The sequence below is a fragment of the Neobacillus sp. MER 74 genome, from assembly GCF_023714155.1.
On sequence record NZ_JAMAUV010000015.1, the window covers coordinates 30648 to 50450 of the forward strand.

Consider the following 19803-nt stretch of genomic DNA (forward strand, 5'->3'; position numbering starts at 1 on the left):
AGGGTTGATATCTATGCAGAATGAACATCCTTCATTAACATGTTTTTCTGAAGAACAAAGACAAGCAGCGATGACGAAGTATCAAGTTATTGCTCCGTACCTTCGCTCTGAGAAAACATTGACTGTTATTGTAGAAGAAACCGGCATCGCAAAAAGAACGCTACAATACTGGATTCGGGACTATGAACAATTTGGATTAACAGGGTTAATTCGAAAAACAAGAAGTGATGCTGGCAAAATACATTTAGATCCGGAGATTGTCATAGCGATTGAACAACTAATTTTAAAGTATAAAAGGAATTCACTGACGTCTATTCATCGAATGATCTGTGAGCAATTTCAGAAACAAAGCTCGCAGCAACCGAGTTATTACCAAGTGTATATGGTTTCGCAATCCCTTTCGAAAAGCTTGAAGAAATTAGCGCATGATGGCCCAAAAGCATACGAAAATCAATTTGATTTAATTCATCGAAGAGAAGCAAGATATCCTAATGAGATTTGGCAAGCTGACCATACGTTACTCGATATTCTTGTGCTCAATGAAAGAAGTTGTTCAGTCCAAACAAAGCCAATATGAAGGAGATTCAGAGCTACCTAAGTCATTGAAGTCAAAATTAAAGAGGTATTTCAATGAATAACAAACAAATATTTATTGAAACGAAGGAATATAAGAAATTTTCCGAGTTTTGTGACGCCTGTATCAAGTATCAATATATGGGCATTTGTTATGGACTACCAGGTGTCGGGAAAACAATATCAGCTAGACAGTATGCCCAGTGGGATTATCTCGAAAAGCAAATCAATTATGAAAATGTTAAATTGATAGATGCTCGTACTGATAATAAAATCTTAGATTGTCATACACTTTTCTATACGGCCCCTTCCTTCAATGCAACGAAATTAACCGGTGCCATTCATGACATGGGGATACGATTAAATATAGTAAAAGACGTCTATCGGAAAAGTATTGGTGAGAAAGAAATGACCACTTCTTATGCTCTGGAGGGGATTAACTTAATTATAGTGGATGAAATCGATCGATTAAAACTACAACATTTGGAACAACTTCGTGATATCTATGATCAACATAACGTAGCTATGATATTCATTGGAATGCCAGGGATTGAAAAAAGGTTAGCGCGTTACCCTCAACTTTACTCTCGTATCGGTTTTGCTCACGAATTTCAGAAACTCAGTAAAGACGAGATGCACCATATTTTAGAATATAAATGGGATGAACTAGGCATCTCCATCAAACGGGAGGACTTTTCCGACTATGAGGCACTTACTAATATCATGAAAATTACAAACGGTAATTTTAGACTTATTCACCGGCTATTTACTCAAATTGAACGTATTCTCGAAATCAACCATCTTACATCTATTACCACGGAAGTCGTAGAGGTTGCACGAAATAGCTTAGTGATTGGACGTAAATAATGAAGAAACCCAGCTTCTTATGTGAGATTGCTGGGTTTTTAAAGTTGGATGTGCAAAATAGCACTTAAAACAAGTGCAAATTACCTCCAAAAGTGACACATAAGTTCCATTTTTTATTCCCCCTAAATGTACATTAGATATGGTGATTCTAGACCTAGAGTCAAAATAGTGCCTATACAAAAAACATGTCAATACAATCGATACTCTCGAATATATTGCCAATAAATATTGGGTGACTACTCAATATTTATTGGCTTCAGATTAATGCATTCTTATTTTCTACTTTCCTCTAAGATTTGGTTGAGAAACTGTTCAACCTCTTCCTGGCTTTTTCCGAGTTTACTAACAAAGCGATTAAGTTCCTTCCCGCCTTTAAAAACAATAAAGCTTGGGATTCCGTACACATCTAGCTTTTCTAGTAGTTCCGGAAAATGTTCTCGATTTACTGCGATCATATCTACTTTTTCTTTATATGCTTCTTCCAAAATCGGCATGAATAAATCGGTATGCTGACAGTCTGGGCAATATTCAGCATAAAATTTGGCCATTACTGGTTTTGTTGATAAAATCGCCTCATTAAATTCTTGTTTTGTTTTGATCTCTTTCATAATTAAAATCCTCCCTATATTTTCTTCTCAAATGTTTTATTTTGATAGTTCCCACTACTAAAACGCAATTGTATCAAGGTATCTTTCGCAATCCAGCGCGGCCATACAACCACTTCCTGCAGCAGTAATGGCTTGGCGGTATTTATGATCTTGAACATCCCCGCAGGCAAATACACCAGGAATATTTGTTTCTGTTGTACCAGGATTCACAATGATATATCCCATATCGTCCGTTTTGATTTGATTGTCTAAAAAAGATGTGTTCGGTTTATGCCCGATTGCCATGAAAATACCATCAGTTTCCAGAAATTCGTTTTTTCCAGTTTCACTGTTTTTTACTTTCAAGCCAGTAACATGTCGTTCTCCTGCCATCACTTCTTCAGGAATGTAATTTAAACTCCAAGTAATTTTTGGATTATTTTTGGCACGGTCTTGCATAATTTGGGAAGCACGAAGCTCCTTTCTGCGGTGCACGATACGAACCTCCGAAGCAAACTTCGTTAAAAAATTTGCTTCCTCCATAGCTGAATCTCCGCCACCGACAACGATAATTTTCTTTCCTCTAAAGAAGAATCCATCACACGTTGCACAGGTACTTACCCCACGGCCAATATTTTCCCTTTCCCCTGGAATATCCAAAAGTTTCGCAGAAGCTCCCGTTGAGATGATTAATGATTGCGTTTTGAGCTCCCCTATCCCTTCCAGCGTTAAGGTAAAAGGGTTATTTGAAAAGTCGACTTTTTTAACCCACCCCCTTTTAAACCTTGCTCCAAAATGCTCAGCTTGCCTTCGCATGTTCTGCATCAACTCTCGTCCCATAATCCCTTCCGGAAAACCAGGGAAGTTCTCAACATCTGTTGTCAATGTCAATTGCCCCCCTGGTTCAGGTCCTTCGATGACTAAAGGACTTAGGTTAGCACGTGCTAGATAGATTGCTGCAGTCAGCCCAGCAGGGCCAGTTCCTAAAATAACGGTTTTATACATCACTTACCTCCTCGTTGTGCTAATCTCTTAGTCATAAATATTTATTTGCAATTTTTATGCCAACTTTCCATCCCTGTAATAACGCTATTTTTACAACCGATCTATAGATCAATCAGTCCCACATCTATTACGATTGAGAAAAATATTTTCAAGATTAAGAAAAACATCTTCAGACATTCTTTGAAGATATTAATTTAGCTGAAATAGCATCCAATACGAGATAGGAAGAATAGTTTAACAATGATAATGTCTTAGTTCCCCAAGAACTTAGTTAAAAAAAGCAAACAGAGCGACTTCTGTTTGCTTTTATCATTATTGATGGGTAGTGGTTTGCCCGTTCCTTTAATCCTACCTTTTCTAGCAGGTGAAGAGCTTTCGTACGTGAAAGTTCCTTGTCTTGCTTACGAACGATTAAGAGACCTTCCATAACATTTTCAAGTGCAGTCATATGAGGGAACAAATAATAACCTTGGAAAACCATACCTGTTTGTTGACGGAACTTTATAATCCTATCTTTTGGAACTTGTTTTTTATCCCGAAAATCCAAAGAATATTTTCCAAGCTTGATAGTTCCTTTTGTAGGCATTTCCAGTAAATTCAAACAGCGTAACAAAGTTGTTTTGCCTGATCCCGAAGGCCCAATAATACAAACCGTATTGCCTTCCTCTATTTTCAAATCGATTCCCTTTAAAACCTCTGTTTGCCCAAACTTCTTATGCAGGTTCTTTATCTCAATCACTTGAATATCCCCCTATCAAGTCAGCCCGCTACATATCGATCAAGTCGTTTTTCCATACGTCCTTGAGCGTTAGAAAGAACTGTACTGAAAATCAAATAAATAAATCCTGCTAGACAATATAGTACCAATGGTTCATAGGTTGTTGCTGTAATTTGCTGCGCGATTCTAAACATTTCGGTCACTGTTATGGTAGCAGCCAATGATGTATCCTTCACCAAGCTAATAAAACTGTTTGACATGGGTGGGACAGACACCCTTGTTGCCTGCGGAAGAATAATCCTTTTTAATGCTTGACGATAGCTCATCCCAATTGAGTAAGCGGCCTCCCATTGACCCTTGGGAATTGAAAGTATAGCTGCGCGAATAATCTCTGAGTTATAGGCGCCAACACTAATAGTGAAACCGATAATAGCCGATGGCAGCGGACCAATTGTAATCCCAACACTTGGAAGACCATAGAAAATAATAAACAATTGAACCAGCAGAGGCGTTCCCCTAATTACCCATACATAAAATCTTGCAACAGCGTCGAGAGCCCGAATTCCCGAGATTCGAGCCAGTGCTGTAAGCAAAGCAAGAATGAGTCCCAGAAAAAAAGATATAAGTGTCAATGGTACGGTAAAAGCGATCCCTGCTTTTAACATCGGTAAAAATGAGTTTACAATGATGTCAATAATTCGCAGCATTCTTTCATCAGCAAACATTGGAACACTCCTTATTTTGAAACATCGGTTTCAAAGTATTTTTGTGAGATGCTTAAATACGTACCATCTTTCTTCATATCGGAAAGTGCTTTATTTATCGCCTCTACCAATTCTTTATTCCCTTTCCTAAGCATAATTCCCATTTGTGCCGGTTCATCTAGCTCTGCTACAGCTTTAATAGGTGCATCAGGCTTTTGTTTTTTGAAATCGAGATAGGACAATCCATCATTTACAGTCGCATCAGCGCGTTTTGAAAGTATTAAATCAACGGATTGATTAAATCCTTCGACCCCCACAATCTCAGCACCGTTGGATAGTGCTATATCCTTAAAATTACTAGTTAGTGTCTGAGCTGCTTTTTTTCCTTTCAAATCTGCAAATGATTTAATAGTTTCATTGTCTTTGTGAACAATCAAGAAGGGTTTTGACACAATATACGACTCTGAAAAATCGTATTTTTCCTGACGGTCAGGACGTATTCCAACTTGATTAACAATGATATCGAATCGCTTCGAATCAAGTCCTGCAAATATACCGTCCCATGGGGTTTCAATAAATTCTGGTTTCACACCAAGTCTGTTCGCTACTTCCTCAGCGATTTCAATATCAAAACCAGTTAATTTTCCTGAAGCATCATGGTAGCTAAACGGTGCATACGTTCCTTCTGTTCCAATTTTAATTTTTCTATCTGCTTTAATTTGCTTTAGCAGATTCTTACTCCCAGCTGCCTGATTATCCGTTTGAGTGGTTGCTTGATTTTGAGTTTTTCCACATGCAGTTAACATAAGTGAAACGAGTAACGAAAAAGCGACTATTTTTAAACTCTTTTTTTATAAAAATATCCCCCTTTGTAATGCGTTCAAATGTTCTCCTGGAAAACTCAGTTGCAGTTCCCTCTTAAACTTCAATAAAAGAGCGAAGTATTGGCGTATAACGCTGAGGCTCCGCCAGAGTGTATAAACAGGATGTTATCGTCCGGCTTAAAAGTGCCTTTTTGTATTAAATCAATGAGTCCCGCTGCTGCTTTACCTGTATATACCGGATCCAGCAAAATTCCTTCTGTTCTTGCCATGAGCTTGACCGCTTCCACCATTTCAGGCGTAGGTAAAGCATAGCCTGGTCCGACATATTCATCAAAACACGTAATAGCCTCACCAGGGATTGAATTTGGAATGCCTATATGTGCTGAAGTTTCTTTAACAAGTTGAAAAACTTTCTCTTCTTGTTCCACTTTTCCTCTGCTTACGTTCATTCCGATTACCGGTATTTTACTTTGGTTTCCATAAAAGCCAGTCACCAAACCCGCATGCATTCCTCCGCTGCCGCTTACACAAACAACAGCATTCATATTGACTCCTTGATCAAAGGACTGTGCCAAAATCTCCTGAGCGCAAGCAGCATATCCCGTTGCCCCAATACCATTCGATCCCCCAACCGGAATGATATAAGGTTTACCTCCCTCATTCGTTACCTCTTTTGCTACTTCCAGCATTTCTTTCATCAAGTCTGTCCCATTAGGTACAACCTTGACTTTTTCAGCGCCCAGTAAATGATACAGAAAATAGTTACCATTAAAATCCGGCTCAGAATTTGTTAAAAGCCCCTCTTCCAATACGAGAACACACTTCATTTTCTCTTTAACGGCAGCGGCAAGCGTTAAACGGCAATGATTTGATTGAATGCCTCCACATGTAATTAACGTATCCGCGCCTTTTTCCAATGCATCGGCCACGAGGAACTCTAGTTTTCTTGTTTTATTTCCACCGGCCGTCAGCCCCAGTAAATCATCTCGTTTAATATAAACCGAAGGGCCGCCCAGAACTTCAGAAAAATGATGTAATTTCTCAATGGGTGTATATGTTGGTGTATATCGTTGTCTAGAAAATTGTGCTAAATTCATATTAATCTCCTCCTGGATCCTCTATTTACAGCCATATATAAATTAAGAAAAGAGAGTATCAATCTGACGTTCTCTTTTCAATTATTATGATTAAGTCATAGCAACTGCTTCGATTTCAATCAAAGCATCTTTTGGTAAACGAGCAACTTCAATCGCGCTTCTAGCTGGATAATTCCCGGAAAAAAATTCACCATATACTTGATTCATCGTGGCAAAATGATTCATATCGCTTAAAAAAACCGTTGTTTTTATTACCTGCTGTAAGCTTGCTCCCGCCGCTTCTATAACCTGCTTGAGATTCTCGAGTGACATCCTTGTTTGTTCCTCAATATTATCAGGCATTTCTCCGGTTTCCGGATGGATCGGGAGCTGCCCTGACGTATACACTACATTTCCTGCTTTAATACCTTGTGAATAAGGGCCGATAGCCTTGGGAGCTTGTTTGGTCATGATTGTTTCTTTTAACATAAAAACCACCTCTTTTTTTTTATGTAATCCTATTAAACGGAATTGAGTTTACTATTCCTCTGAAAAATATGCGCTTTACATTACATGAAGCTTTCCCTGCTATTCTTTGCGTTCAAAATCACACTCCATAAGTGGAACAACTTTTGTTTTCTTAATGAATTTATAACCAAGCCAGAGAAGCAAGAAAATAGGAAGACCAATATATGTCGCGAGAAGTTCTGCCCAGCTTACTTGATGTCCGGAAAAAAGATGCTGTCCAAGAATGAAAACCACAAAAAATAACAGCGTGATAACCGGACCCAGCGGGTACCATTTGGCTTTAAACGGCAATTCATTTAAATCTCTTCCTTGTGCCACATATGCCTTACGAAAACGATAATGACTTACGGCAATACCTAACCACTTGATAAATCCGGTAAGAGCTGAAGCATTTACCAGCCAAATAAAAACCGAACCATTTCCAAAAAGGGAAGCCAAAAAGGAGATAAGGCCTAAAATCGCCGTCGTACACAGAGCCAACATGGGAATTCCCCTCCGGTTAAGCCGTCCAAAGATACGTGGTGCCTTTCCTTCTTTCGCCAATGCCCATAGCATTCGTGAAGACGCATACATTGCTGAATTAGCTGCCGATAAAACAGACGTAAGGAGCACGGCATTCATAACTGAGGCCGCAAATGCCAGACCAGCTCTTTGAAGAACGAGCGTGAAGGGACTGATAGAAACATTTTTAACTCCGGATTTAAGTAAGTTCGGATCTGTATAGGGAATAATCAAGCCAATTACAAAAATCGTTAATACGTAGAAGATAAGGATTCGCCAAAAGATTGAACGAATCGCTTTTGGTACGTTTTTCGAAGGATTATCGGTTTCACCAGCAGCCGTCGCAATTACTTCGGTTCCCTGAAATGCAAAACCAGCGACGAGCATTACACTAAAGATAGATATAAGCCCTCCATGAAAAGGAGCATCTCCTTGGGTAAAGTTACTGAATCCGACCGCTTGTCCTCCCATAATTCCAAAAATCATAGCAACCCCAATAACGAGAAACACGATGATCGAGATGACCTTAATACCGGCAAACCAATATTCAGATTCCCCAAATGCCTTGACTGATAAAATATTTAAGATTAGCAGCAACCCCAGAAATAGTGCGCTCCACCAGAGAGAAGGTACGTGTGGGAACCAATACTTCATTATAAGGGTAGAGGCCACCAAATCAGCAGGAACCGTAATCGCGGTTGTATACCAATAGTTCCAGCCTAACGCAAAGCCAAACGCAGGATCAACATACTTTGAGGCATAAATGTCAAAGGCCCCTGGAACCGGTAAAAAGGCCGATAGCTCTCCCAAACTATTCATGACAAAATAGACCATAATGCCAACCAGAATGTATGCAGCAAGCGCTCCTCCCGGCCCTGCAGTGCTAATCGTTGATCCGCTGGATACAAACAATCCCGTTCCAATAGCGCCCCCAATAGCCATCATCGTTAAATGTCTAGATTTCAGCTTCCGTTGTAATGATCCTTTTGAATTTCGCTCTTCTATTACATTACTTAGCTCAGCTTCTAATTTCGCCATAGCATGTCCCCCTATTTACTCATAGTTCAAATGCAAATTGTATTGTCTCCTCTGACTGTTGATCTCTCATGAGTCTTTTTAGAAATTTCAGTTATTTTAAAACATAGCTTTACCTGATTCCTTTGTCCTCACCCCTCTCTAAAAATCCAGGCGGGAAAATGATCGAAGCACTTTCCCGCTTTCAATTTCAATTACCATTTGAATGAAGTTAACATAAATTATATTTTTCCAATTTTCGATAAAGAGTAGACAGGCTAATCTGTAGTTCTCGGGCGATTTGTTCTTTATCACATTTTTCAGCTAAGAAGTAGCTCTGGATTACATCTCTTTCATATTCTGAAATCATTTGTTCTAAACTCATTCCTCTACTCTCGACAGAGAGACGATCCTGTTGAAGTATATAATCAGGTACATCATGGAAGCCGATCACATCTGATTCAGCCATATTGACCATATATTCTACGGCGTTTTCCAACTGCCTTATATTCCCCGGCCAATCATAGCGTATAAGCCATCGCTCAAGCATAGGGTCAAGACTCAGTGGAGACCTTCGCATGATCCTGCAATGTTTTTGAATGAAATGGTCGAGATACAAGGCAATATCATCACGCCGCTCTTGTAAGGATTTAGTATGAAGGGGAATGACATTGAGACGATAGTACAAATCCTCGCGAAAAGTGCCCTTCTGCACCATTTCTTCCAAGTTTCGGTGAGTAGCCGCAATCACCCGTACATTAATCCCGATTGCTTTTTTTCCACCGATTCTTTCAATCTCTCTTTCTTGTAAAACCCGTAATAATTTAGGTTGCAAGAATAGAGGCATATCCCCAATTTCATCAAGAAAAATGGTTCCATTGTCCGCTAATTCGAATTTTCCTATTTTCCCATTCCGGTTTGAACCGGTAAATGATCCCCCCTCATAACCAAACAACTCACTTTCCAATAAGCTTTCAGGTATGGCGGCGCAATTGACTGCTACAAATGGATACGCCCGGCGCTTGCTTTCATAATGAATCGCTTTGGATAATAATTCCTTCCCCGTACCGCTATCTCCCCTTATCAGGACAGTGGATGGGCTGTTTATAATCCTTCTTGCTTTTTTAATCACATCTTGAAGCCCAGAATCTTTACCAAGAATGTTTTCAAAAGAAATGGTATTTGGGGGGACCGGGATATCCTCTTGAATTTTACATCCCTTTTCTTTACCAAGTTCCAGCATCGATAATTTATTGCCTAACAATGTACTACCATTGCTTAAAAAACGTATCAGCTTCTCTGATTCTATAATCATTTTTTCCTTTTGTTTATGAGAAAAACCAATTATGCCGATGACGCCAACTAATTTATCTTGCTTTACAATAGGAAATCCAATGGTGGCGAGTTCTTTGCATTGATTAACGAATTGACACTTCATACATTGGGATTCATCTTTTTTTACATTGTAGATTACTCCAGGCTCTCCAGTTTCCAATATCATTTTGAAAAAGGAGCCTTCCGGAGCCGCTTTGCCAATAAGCTCTTTATAATAGCCGGTCCCGCTAATGCGAACGCCCTTTTCATCAAGTACAGTTATATCCAAACCAAGGATTTCTGCCGTGTTCTCCGTGTAGTCTTGAATAAACTGCTGTATGCCAATAAAGCCTGCCATATAATCCTCCTTTCCTATAGCGTTCTTCATTTAGAATAATAAGCATCAACAAAAGTAACTTAATGAACCTTGCATAAAGAAGCGACAGCGTTTTCTATTCCACCCAGCGCATTTTTTAACATCGAACGCGGACAAGCAATATTTAGCCTCATAAATCCTTCCCCTTCCCTACCGAAAATGTGGCCCCCGTTCATTGCAACTCTTGCCCTCTGTAACATAAATTCATCCAGTTCCTTAACTGAAAAACACAATTCTCGGCAATCCAGCCATACAAGGTATGTGCCTTCTGGCTGGATGACCTTGATTTGCGGGATGTTGTTGCGGAAGTAATTTAGAGTGTACTCCAGATTCTCCTGCAAATATTCTAGGAGCTGTTCCAGCCATTCTTCTCCATAGCGGTAAGCAGCCTCTAACGCAACAACGCCAAATATGTTTGGCGAGCCAATGGATAATGTATGAAGTTCCTGATTATACCTATCGCGCAGTTGCTGATTTGGAATAATAATACTCGACGTCTGCACACCCATTAGGTTAAAAGTTTTGCTTGGCGCAATACAGGAAAGGGAATGATTCGCAAACTCTTCTGAAATAGAAGCAAAAGGAATGTGAGTATGTGTCTTAAAGACAAAATCAAAATGAATTTCATCCGCTATAATGAGAATGTTGTGCTTTATACAAAGCTGTCCCAACCTCGTCAATTCTTCTTTGCTCCATACCCTTCCGATGGGGTTATGAGGACTACACAGGATTAACATTTTTACCTTTGCATCTATCTTTGCCTCTAAGTCCTCGAAATCCATGGAATAATGCCCAGTTTCAAGCATAAGCGGATTGCTGACAATTTCACGGCCGGCCGCTTGGATCACACGGGCAAAATGATGGTATACAGGCGGTTGGATAATAATTTTATCTCCTGGCTTCGTAAAGGACTGAATCGCAAGCGATAAGGCCGGAATTACACCTGGGCTGTGGGTAATCCATTCTTTCTCAACGGACCATCGATGTCTTCTTTTTATCCAGTCAACAATGGATTCCATATACGAGTCTGATCTAAGCCCGTAGCCATAAACACCGTGCTCTGCCCGCTGTTTTAATGCTTCGATGACAGGTTGGGGAGACTGGAAATCCATATCGGCCACCCACATCGGAATAACATCCTTTTCGCCAAATTGATTTTTAAGATGATCCCATTTTTCACAATCCGTGCCCCGGCGAAAAATCTCTTGGTCAAAATTATATTTCATGAAGTATCTCTCCTTTTCATGTTTGCTTATGCATAAACTCATTACGTCATTTATACAAGCAATTTTCATGCCAACTTATTCCCCTTATAAAATCGCCTTATTTTTATAAAATTTTTAATTGAATTCCGAATACTGCGAGTGTTAGTTTAATAAACGTTTTCATAATAGGCATGGAAAGTTTGCAAACATGGTAAATATTTCGCATAGATGATAACATTCAAAGATTTCAATTAAACATCTCTAGTGGTTCGCAGCTTTTCCTGTTTTCTCCATTCCTCATAACCACCCACAAGACTTTGTACGTCTTTAAAACCATGAGTTTGCAGAAGGCTGGCAGCGATAGCAGATCTACCGCCAGTTTTGCAATAAACTAAAATGGGTTTATCATGTGGAATGGTGTGTGCCTGCTCCTGCAGATGACCGAGCATCACGTGCTTCGCCTGCGGAATATGACCGTCTTCCCACTCAGCTTTACTTCGGACATCAAGTACATATATGCCTTCCGTTTGAATTGCTCCCTCAACCTGATCCCATGTCACTTCTTCATATTTCATTCCACGCGTATCAGATTCACCTAGCAGCTCCATCACACACGGATCCATTGTGGCAACGATACCATCCAATCCAATGGACTGGAGATCCTTCACGATATCTGCCACATCTGTATTGGTTGCTAGAAGATAGATTGGCTGATCATAATTCAGTAACCATCCCGCCCAAGTTACAAATGATTTATTATACGGAATATTCAACACGCTTCGTATATGTTTTGCGGCAAAATCACCGGCTGGACGCGTATCAACGACCATCCCTTGCTGCACCCATTCCTGCACAATATCGACCGAAGCCTCCATACGAAGCGGTACTGCCGTCCTTTGAATTTGCTGTGCCCCCTCTTTATTCAACCGCTTCATCATTGAAAAATAAGGAGGTGCCTCCGGCTGTCCAGCCAACAGCGCTTCTATAAAACGATTCTCGTTCTCATATTGCAATGCCCAATTTGTCCGTTTTTCATAGCCGATGGTTGAAGAAGGTACTGCTCCTAACGCTTTCCCACAGGCACTGCCTGCTCCATGTCCTGGCCATACTTGCAGATAGTCAGGAAGCTTTTTAAACTGCTTTAGTGACCGATACATCATACTTGCCATTTTTTCTGAGGAACCTCGTACCCCCACGGCTTTTTCTAATAAATCGGGACGCCCCACGTCACCAACAAACACAAAATCTCCGGTAAATATGCCGATTGGGCCTTTGATAGATGCACCGCCATCTGTTACAAGCAGCGAAATATGTTCAGGTGTGTGTCCTGGTGTATGCATCACCTCAAATTGGATATTTCCAATGGCAAAAACATCTCCATTTCTAAGATAAAAGTGTTCATACCCAGTTGCGTACTTATATTTCCAGTCCGGTCCTCCTTCATCAGAAAAATACAATGTGGCTCCCAGTCTGGAAGCTAGCTCCTGCGAACCAGACAAAAAATCCGCGTGGATATGTGTTTCCGTTGCCCCCACAATCCGAACACCATGTTCTCTTGCTGTTTCTATGTAAGGCTCTATATTGCGTGATGGATCAACAATGATCGCTTCTCCGGTCTCCTGACATCCGACCAGGTATGAAGCTTGAGCCAGTTTCTCATCATAAAAGTATTTGAGTAACATCAGTCATCCTCCTTTTAAGCGCTTGCTTTTGTTTTGTAATGACCATCAGAAACATGATTACATCCTACCTTTGAGCATTCCCTTCCAATACATAACGGGAAGGAAGTTTTTCTTCAATACATACATGCTGTACCTCTCGCGTGCCTGATTGATTGGGAAGGTTTCTTGCGGCTGTAAATCATAATTGAATTCAGCCAGTATAAGCCGTCCATATCCAGTAACAAGCGGGCATGATGTATAACCGTCATATTGATGAACCAATGGTTTGGCCCCCATCTGATCAAGTAAATTTTTCACAAGAACGGGTGCTTGTTTACGAATCGCAGCCCCCGTTTTCGACGTAGGCAGGTTGGTGCAGTCCCCAATGCCAAAAACATTGTCAAAGCATGGATGCTTCAGCGTATATTTGTCTACATTCAGCCAGCCATTACTTGCCGCAAGCGGGCTATTCTTAATAAAGTCAGGGGCGCTCATTGGTGGTACCACATGAATCATGTCATATTGGATATTTACACGTTCTTGTGTGTTCAAATTTTCGAATGTCGCCTGCTTTTTTTCACCATCGATTTCAATGAGATTGTGCATAAACCATGTCTCGATTTCTTTTCGTTCTATTATTTTGTTAAGTGCCTGTTCATATTTTTTTACATTGAATATGCTTGGGCTTCCTGAAGCAAAAATAACTGAAGAGTGTGGCCGCACTCCTGACTTTCTGAAATAATCATCCGCCAAATACATGATTTTTTGAGGGGCTCCACCACACTTCACCGGAGTATTCGGATTCGTAAAGATGGAAGTACCTCCTTTGAAGTTGCGAATCGTTTCCCACGTGCTATCAACATAGTCATAAGAGTAATTACTACATACCCCATTCTTTCCCATACTTTCTTTTAACCCCTTGATTTTATGCCAATCAATTTGAATCCCTGCAGCAACAACTAGATACTCATAGTGCAGTTTCTTTCCAGATGCTGTTACAACCGTATTTTCATTTGGTTGAAATTCTGTAACCGCCTCTTGCACCCACACGGCTCCACTCGGAATAACGGAGGCTTCTTCCCTTTGTGTCACCGTTTTATCCGCTTCGCCAGCTCCGGCAAGCGTCCATAATGGCTGATAATAATGTTTTGCTGCGGGTTCAACGATGGCAATATTTCCACTTAGGCTGCGTGATTCACGCAGGAGACGGGCTGCAACCGTAATTCCAGCACTCCCTCCACCTATAATCAAAATTTTGTAATGTGTCTCATTCTTCACCTTTGGCATTTTTATTTCCTCATCTCCATTTTAGTAAAGCAGCTCACAAATCTAAGGCTTCCGCATTAATAATCAGCATGTAAATGGCGACGAACATAACGACACCGGAAAATATATAATGGAGTGTGCGCCGCTGCTTACTTAAGCGTGCCGCAAGCCTTGCTCCCACCAATCCACCGCCAACTCCGCCTCCAACAAACGCCAACATCACCCACCAGTTTATGAGGCCGGAAAAACTGTAATTCACTGCGGTTGCAAGTCCGAATGTACCGACTGATACCAAAGAAGTTCCAATTGCCGCGATCATTGGCATTTTGGCCGCAAAAATCAACCCAGGAACAATCAAAAATCCTCCGCCAATCCCGAAAAATCCGGATAACAATCCCACCAAGATCGCCATAATGATCAACTGTGGCATTTTGATTTGATTTTTAACATTGTCTGCTTGACTACTCTCCTCTTTTTTTGGCAAAACCATTTTTACAGCCATAACAATCATCAGAATGGCAAAAAGAAACAACAACTGTTTCCCAGGTACCAACTTTCCAATCATTGATCCTGTATATGCACTCAAGGCACCAGGGATGGCGAAAACAATTGCTGCCTTCCACTGCACATTACCGGCACGTGAGTGTGGAATAAGGTTTACGTAGGCATTTATCGCTACAGCTAATGCTGTCGTGCCAATGACCACATGAGGATCTTTCATACCGACAACGTAAAGCAAAAGAGGAACTGCAAGAATAGATCCTCCTCCACCGAGCAAACCAAGTACGAAACCAACAATCGTTCCAGAAAAAATGGAAAGGAATACTTGAATTGTTGTCATTCTTTTCTGAGACTCTCACAGAGCAGCTGGTGATTCATCTCCTCCCTCCCTTCTCTATTTACTTATCATTTATATTGCAAGAACCATGCCAACTGATTTCTTCTGTAAAACCGCTTGATTTGCGCACCCCAATCTTTGAAAATTCTCAATTTTGAATCATTCATTTTAAAAAATCCTTTACCATCAAGCTCAGCCTCTTCCTAGGACTAGGAACCAGTTTTGCATCTGTGATAAACCTTTTTAGATTTCGAATAACTGAAATACATGAACATGTTATTGTGTTACCTCTGATAGGGATAGCACCATTTACCGATCAAGCTAATTAACTAGAAATAAAAAAAGCTTGAGAAAAATTTTTGTCCTCAAGCTTTTTACATTATCAATATTAAAGCTAACCGAACCTAAATTCCCCTATACAATAAAGTAAGCTAGAATGGAAAGACAGATCGATGTAATCCCCATCGCGATTAACGGTTTTAATGCTTTCGTACGAAGATCCCGAAGACTTACATTTAATCCAAGTCCGACCATTGCTGCTGTTAAATACCAGGTAGTAAGCTTGGAAATACCATTCATAAATTCACTTGATACTGGAATAGTTGTACCAAGAACATAACTTCCAATAATGCTCATGATAATGAACCCTATTAAAAACCATGGAAATTCAACCTTCGTTTCAGAACATTCATCCCTAGAGCTTTTCCTTTTCATGATGTACATCAAAAGAAAGCACAGTGGAACAAGTAAAAACACTCGACCTAATTTTGCAAGTAAACCAATAGCTAGTGCATCTTGTCCCCCTGGTGCTGCAGCTAAGGCTACGTGAGCAATTTCATGTAAGCTAATTCCTGACCAAATGCCATAATCTATGTCTGACAACGCTAGAAAGGGCCGTAATATCGTATAAGAAATCGCAAAAATCGTCCCAACTAAAGCTATGATACCAACACCCATTGCGGTATCTTCATCTTTTGATTTAATAATTGGTGCTATCGCAGCTATGGCTGCCGCACCACACACCCCTGTACCTACTCCAAGTAGAAGTGATATATTTTTATCTGCTTTCAACATTCGAGCTAGCCCTAATGTTACCAAGATAGCAAAGATAATAACCCCAGTATCTCGAACAAGTAATCCTAAACCATCCTGTAAAACCATAACTATATTGAGCTTAAGTCCATACAAAATAATCGCAAACCGTAATAATCTTTTTGAAGAAAATCCTATACCTGAACGGAGGAGTTCAGGGTAACCAAAAAATTGCCGATACAAGACTGCGATCACAATCGCGGATGCTAGTTGACCAACATGATCAAATCCAGGCGTTTTTGCCAATAAGTAGCCCAGTAAGGCAATCATAAAGGTAAAGCCAATTCCACCGATCCATTGGCCAAAAGACGTGGTTTTCTTTAGGGGCTGGATAGGCTCTTTATTTACTCTAGTGTATTGCGCTTCCATACCATCACCACCTATATTTATTTACAATCTCAGACTAAACCTTTTCCATGCATAAGAAAAATAATTATTTATGATACTTATCATAAGTAAAACTATATAATAAAAAATAAACGGAAAAAGGGGGGATAAAAATGGATCAACAGTTACAAGTCTTCGTAACGGTAGTTGAGATGGAAAACTTTTCACGTGCAGCAGAAGAATTACATATGACTCAACCTGCAGTAAGCCAATATATTCAATCTTTTGAGCGTACCATGGGGACAAAATTGTTAGAGCGCAGTAATAAATTTGTACGCTTAAATAAAGCTGGGGAAATTGTCTATCATCATGCAAAAGAGATATTAGGTCTCTACACAAAAATGCATTACTTAATAGATGATCTAACCAACAAGTCGAGTGGACCGCTTTCAATTGGTGCCAGTTATACATATGGGGAATACGTTTTGCCGCATGTTATTGCAAAAATGCACAGGAAATATCCATTAATCACTCCAACCATTACGATCGGGAATACAAAAGAGATAGCAAAATTAGTTTTGGAGCACCAATTAGATGTGGGAATTGTCGAAGGGGATTTCAAAGATAAAAATTTAGTAATCGAACCTTTTGCAGAAGATTCCATGTATCTGGTGGCATCGCCAAAACATTGCTTGGCACAAAAAAATGGTGAAATTAACATATCAGAATTAGAGGAAGAAACGTGGATTGTCAGGGAAAATGGTTCTGGAACTAGAGAAGTGACTGAGAAAATGTTCAGATTATCTGAAGTCATTCCGAAAAAATCATTGGAGTTTGGAAGTACACAACTAATTAAGGAATCTGTAGAAGCAGGTCTTGGTGTTAGTCTACTTTCTTACTGGGCGATTCGTAAGGAATGTTCAATGGGCTCCTTACATGTCATAAACGTAAAACAACTTCCAATTAAACGGAAATTTTCAATTGTCTTACGATCCCCATTCCAGACTAAAGCGTTAAGCGTATTTTTAGAACTAGTAAGAGACAGTAATAAGGCCATACCTGATTGATGAAGTGGTTGCAGTTTAGGTTCATTATCAGGTTTGTACCCGATCTATGAAATAGACGGAAAGATTCCGCTTAATTAATAAAAACTATTAAAAAACGCTTAAATAGTCGGAGAGATTCCGCCTATTGGCCTGAAAAGTTCGCAAATGGGAGATTCTGCTTTGCATAACCGGAAAACCTCCGCTTATTTACCCCGAAAACGAGCTCCATACTGCACTTAACCGGAAAATCTTCGCTTATTTTACTTTTTTGCTTGTTACTCGAGAGACAAGACATCTCATTTAATATGAAGTGAGTTGTTTTCATGCATTAAGGTGAGGTTTTATTTAAATAAGGTTTTGGTATTCTTAAATAAAGAAACTCGCCAATTAATTAATATGGCGAGTTTTACTTTTTATATACCAATACAACTGTTATTTCAGCACGTATTTAAGAAAAGCGCCTCAAAACGAACCCTTCCCCTTTGTTCCAACTATTACCCTTTTACAGACCCTGCAGCAATCCCCTCTACAATACGGTCACTTAAAATAAAGTACGCAATCAATACTGGGATAATACTGATCATTAGCGTTGCACCAATCGCACCCCAGTCAGTCAAATATTGCCCTACGAAGTTGTTTACCCCAACAGTGATGGTTTTCCATTTATCAGAGCTTAGGAATGTGTTAACAAATACGAATTCATTCCAGTTGTAAATCATGTTGATAATGACAGTAGTAGAGAGAACAGGTACTGTCATTGGAAGTGTAATTTGGAAGAAGATTCGGTGGATCGAACAGCCGTCCACAACCGCTGCCTCTTCTATCTCTCTTGGGATTGTCCTGTAAAATCCTGATAGAATCATAATCGTAATCGGCAAGTTAAAGGCTACATACGATAGGATCACGGACATTGGATTATCAATCATATTGGCCGTTTTAAAGAAATTAAATAATGGAATTAAGGTTGAATGAAGTGGAATCATATATCCGGCCATAAACAAACCTAGAACTAATCCACTTAATTTCCATTCCATTCTTGTGATCGCGAACGTTACAAAGCTCGCAAGAATCACCGTAAGTACAACCGCGGCCACCGTGTACAACACACTGTTAAAGAAATAAACATCGATGTGACCCGCTGTCCAAGCCTTTGCATAGTTGCCCCATTGCGGAGCATGTGGCAGCGCAAACGGTGACATTCCAAAAACTTCTTGATTGGTCTTTAAGGAAAACAGGAATAGCCATACCAGCGGATACACCTGAATAATCGCAATGACTGCCAGGGCAAAGTACAAGATTCCGTATCCTATTTTGTTTCCGAATGATTTACTGGTTCTATAAGAAGCTGATAGGGTCGTTTTTTGTATTTCAACTGCAACCTTACTCATCCTTTTCACTCCCCTTTTTAATAGTCAACATCTTTTGTATTAAGTAATTTTTGAATTATCCATGTAACCACAAGACAGATGATTAATAATCCGAATCCAATTGCGCTTCCGTAACCGAAGTTATATTTACTAAATGCTTCTGTATACATGTAAGATGCCATTACCTCACTCGCTCCGTTAGGACCGCCTCCGGTTAAGACGAAAATCAAGTCAAAGTATTTTAACGAACCGACAATGGCTAGGATCACCATGACTTTTATGACACCTGCAATAAGAGGAACCTTAATTTTATAAGCAATTTGAATCGGAGTTGCCCCATCTATTTTTGCCGCTTCGATCAGTTCTTCGGGAACATTTTTTAATGCTGCATAGAAAATAATGATGTAAAAACCTGCAAATTGCCAAACGATTGGAAGGAATAGCGCAAATAATACTATTTTAGAATCCGCTAGCCAAAGCGGAGGATTTTCAACGCCAACCAACACTAGCAATCTGTTAAGCATACCGTTCGTTGGGTCAAAAATCTTCGCCCAAAGCTGTCCGATTGCTACTGAAGATAATAACATCGGGATTAAGTAGATTTTTCTTAAAAAGTTAGCACCTTTGATTTTACTTGCTAAAATCAAGGATAAAATTAAATAACCCACCAAGCTTAAAGTTGAAAAAAGACCGAGTAACAGGGAATGCCATGCACTTTGCCAAAACTTTGTGTCCTTTGTTAATTCAATGTAATTTTCTAAACCAATAAACTTCATCTTTCCGATGCCGTTCCAGTCCATCAAACCATAATATCCAGTTAAGACAATTGGGATATAGATTAATAAGAGAATAAGAATTAAGGCAGGAAGTACATACAGGCTGATTACCCATTTATTTGACATTACACTTCTCAT

The 19803-nt window shown here is 39.8% G+C and carries 19 protein-coding genes; 3 read left to right on the top strand and 16 right to left on the bottom strand.

Translation table 11 applies throughout. The annotated features are described in order from the left end of the window. The first annotated feature begins 13 nt into the window (after nucleotides 1-13). Together M3610_RS20285 and M3610_RS20290 are read left to right on the top strand one after the other, a co-directional pair. Complete coding sequence (locus M3610_RS20285; protein WP_251461904.1) at nucleotides 14-577, top strand: helix-turn-helix domain containing protein; 564 nt, start codon at nucleotides 14-16, stop codon at nucleotides 575-577. A 53-nt stretch (nucleotides 578-630) separates the two neighbouring features. Continuing rightward, nucleotides 631-1440 (top strand): AAA family ATPase, encoded by an 810-nt coding sequence (locus tag M3610_RS20290; protein WP_251461906.1) that lies wholly within the window; start codon nucleotides 631-633, stop codon nucleotides 1438-1440. Between the two features lie 272 nt (nucleotides 1441-1712). Here M3610_RS20290 and M3610_RS20295 read toward each other — a convergent pair whose 3' ends face one another. The 14 genes from M3610_RS20295 to M3610_RS20360 all read right to left on the bottom strand — a co-directional run bounded on the left by M3610_RS20295 (nucleotide 1713) and on the right by M3610_RS20360 (nucleotide 16518). Then, the gene (locus M3610_RS20295; protein ID WP_251461908.1) at nucleotides 1713-2048 is read right to left on the bottom strand and encodes a thioredoxin family protein; all 336 of its coding nucleotides are present in this window, start codon (nucleotides 2046-2048) and stop codon (nucleotides 1713-1715) included. A 57-nt stretch (nucleotides 2049-2105) separates the two neighbouring features. Then, nucleotides 2106-3032 (bottom strand): thioredoxin-disulfide reductase, encoded by a 927-nt coding sequence (trxB, locus tag M3610_RS20300; protein WP_251461909.1) that lies wholly within the window; start codon nucleotides 3030-3032, stop codon nucleotides 2106-2108. A 271-nt stretch (nucleotides 3033-3303) separates the two neighbouring features. Then, nucleotides 3304-3771: an ATP-binding cassette domain-containing protein gene (locus tag M3610_RS20305; protein WP_396953661.1), complete on the bottom strand. Its 468-nt coding sequence runs from the start codon at nucleotides 3769-3771 to the stop codon at nucleotides 3304-3306. A 20-nt stretch (nucleotides 3772-3791) separates the two neighbouring features. Then, complete coding sequence (locus tag M3610_RS20310) at nucleotides 3792-4475, bottom strand: amino acid ABC transporter permease (protein ID WP_251461911.1); 684 nt, start codon at nucleotides 4473-4475, stop codon at nucleotides 3792-3794. Between the two features lie 11 nt (nucleotides 4476-4486). Further along, a complete protein-coding gene (locus M3610_RS20315) occupies nucleotides 4487-5260 on the bottom strand; it encodes an amino acid ABC transporter substrate-binding protein (RefSeq protein ID WP_251461913.1) in 774 nt (257 codons plus the stop codon). 119 nt (nucleotides 5261-5379) lie between these two features. Beyond that, the gene (gene cuyA, locus M3610_RS20320) at nucleotides 5380-6375 is read right to left on the bottom strand and encodes a D-cysteate sulfo-lyase (RefSeq protein WP_251461915.1); all 996 of its coding nucleotides are present in this window, start codon (nucleotides 6373-6375) and stop codon (nucleotides 5380-5382) included. A gap of 90 nt (nucleotides 6376-6465) precedes the next feature. Continuing rightward, a complete protein-coding gene (locus M3610_RS20325) occupies nucleotides 6466-6843 on the bottom strand; it encodes a RidA family protein (protein ID WP_098576034.1) in 378 nt (125 codons plus the stop codon). A gap of 99 nt (nucleotides 6844-6942) precedes the next feature. Further along, nucleotides 6943-8421 (bottom strand): amino acid permease, encoded by a 1479-nt coding sequence (locus M3610_RS20330; RefSeq protein ID WP_098576035.1) that lies wholly within the window; start codon nucleotides 8419-8421, stop codon nucleotides 6943-6945. 208 nt (nucleotides 8422-8629) lie between these two features. After that, nucleotides 8630-10069, bottom strand: a complete 1440-nt coding sequence (locus tag M3610_RS20335) for a sigma-54 interaction domain-containing protein (protein ID WP_251461917.1) — start codon at nucleotides 10067-10069, stop codon at nucleotides 8630-8632. A 59-nt stretch (nucleotides 10070-10128) separates the two neighbouring features. Next, nucleotides 10129-11313 (bottom strand): MalY/PatB family protein, encoded by a 1185-nt coding sequence (locus tag M3610_RS20340; protein WP_251461920.1) that lies wholly within the window; start codon nucleotides 11311-11313, stop codon nucleotides 10129-10131. Nucleotides 11314-11543: 230 nt separating this feature from the next. Further along, nucleotides 11544-12974, bottom strand: a complete 1431-nt coding sequence (locus tag M3610_RS20345) for an MBL fold metallo-hydrolase (RefSeq protein ID WP_251461924.1) — start codon at nucleotides 12972-12974, stop codon at nucleotides 11544-11546. Between the two features lie 57 nt (nucleotides 12975-13031). Further along, nucleotides 13032-14240, bottom strand: coding sequence for an NAD(P)/FAD-dependent oxidoreductase (locus M3610_RS20350; RefSeq protein WP_251461928.1), 1209 nt, complete (start codon nucleotides 14238-14240; stop codon nucleotides 13032-13034). Between the two features lie 34 nt (nucleotides 14241-14274). Beyond that, entirely contained in the window at nucleotides 14275-15060 is a 786-nt protein-coding gene (locus M3610_RS20355) for a sulfite exporter TauE/SafE family protein (protein ID WP_251461930.1), read from the bottom strand. 411 nt (nucleotides 15061-15471) lie between these two features. Next, entirely contained in the window at nucleotides 15472-16518 is a 1047-nt protein-coding gene (locus M3610_RS20360; protein ID WP_251461933.1) for a YeiH family protein, read from the bottom strand. 131 nt (nucleotides 16519-16649) lie between these two features. Here M3610_RS20360 and M3610_RS20365 point away from each other — a divergent pair, with 131 nt between their 5' ends. Beyond that, nucleotides 16650-17543 (top strand): LysR family transcriptional regulator, encoded by an 894-nt coding sequence (locus M3610_RS20365; protein WP_098576042.1) that lies wholly within the window; start codon nucleotides 16650-16652, stop codon nucleotides 17541-17543. Nucleotides 17544-18016: 473 nt separating this feature from the next. Here the strand turns inward: M3610_RS20365 and M3610_RS20370 are convergent, their stop codons facing one another. Together M3610_RS20370 and M3610_RS20375 are read right to left on the bottom strand one after the other, a co-directional pair. Then, nucleotides 18017-18910 (bottom strand): carbohydrate ABC transporter permease, encoded by an 894-nt coding sequence (locus M3610_RS20370; RefSeq protein WP_251461936.1) that lies wholly within the window; start codon nucleotides 18908-18910, stop codon nucleotides 18017-18019. 17 nt (nucleotides 18911-18927) lie between these two features. Continuing rightward, nucleotides 18928-19803 (bottom strand): carbohydrate ABC transporter permease, encoded by an 876-nt coding sequence (locus M3610_RS20375; RefSeq protein WP_251461939.1) that lies wholly within the window; start codon nucleotides 19801-19803, stop codon nucleotides 18928-18930.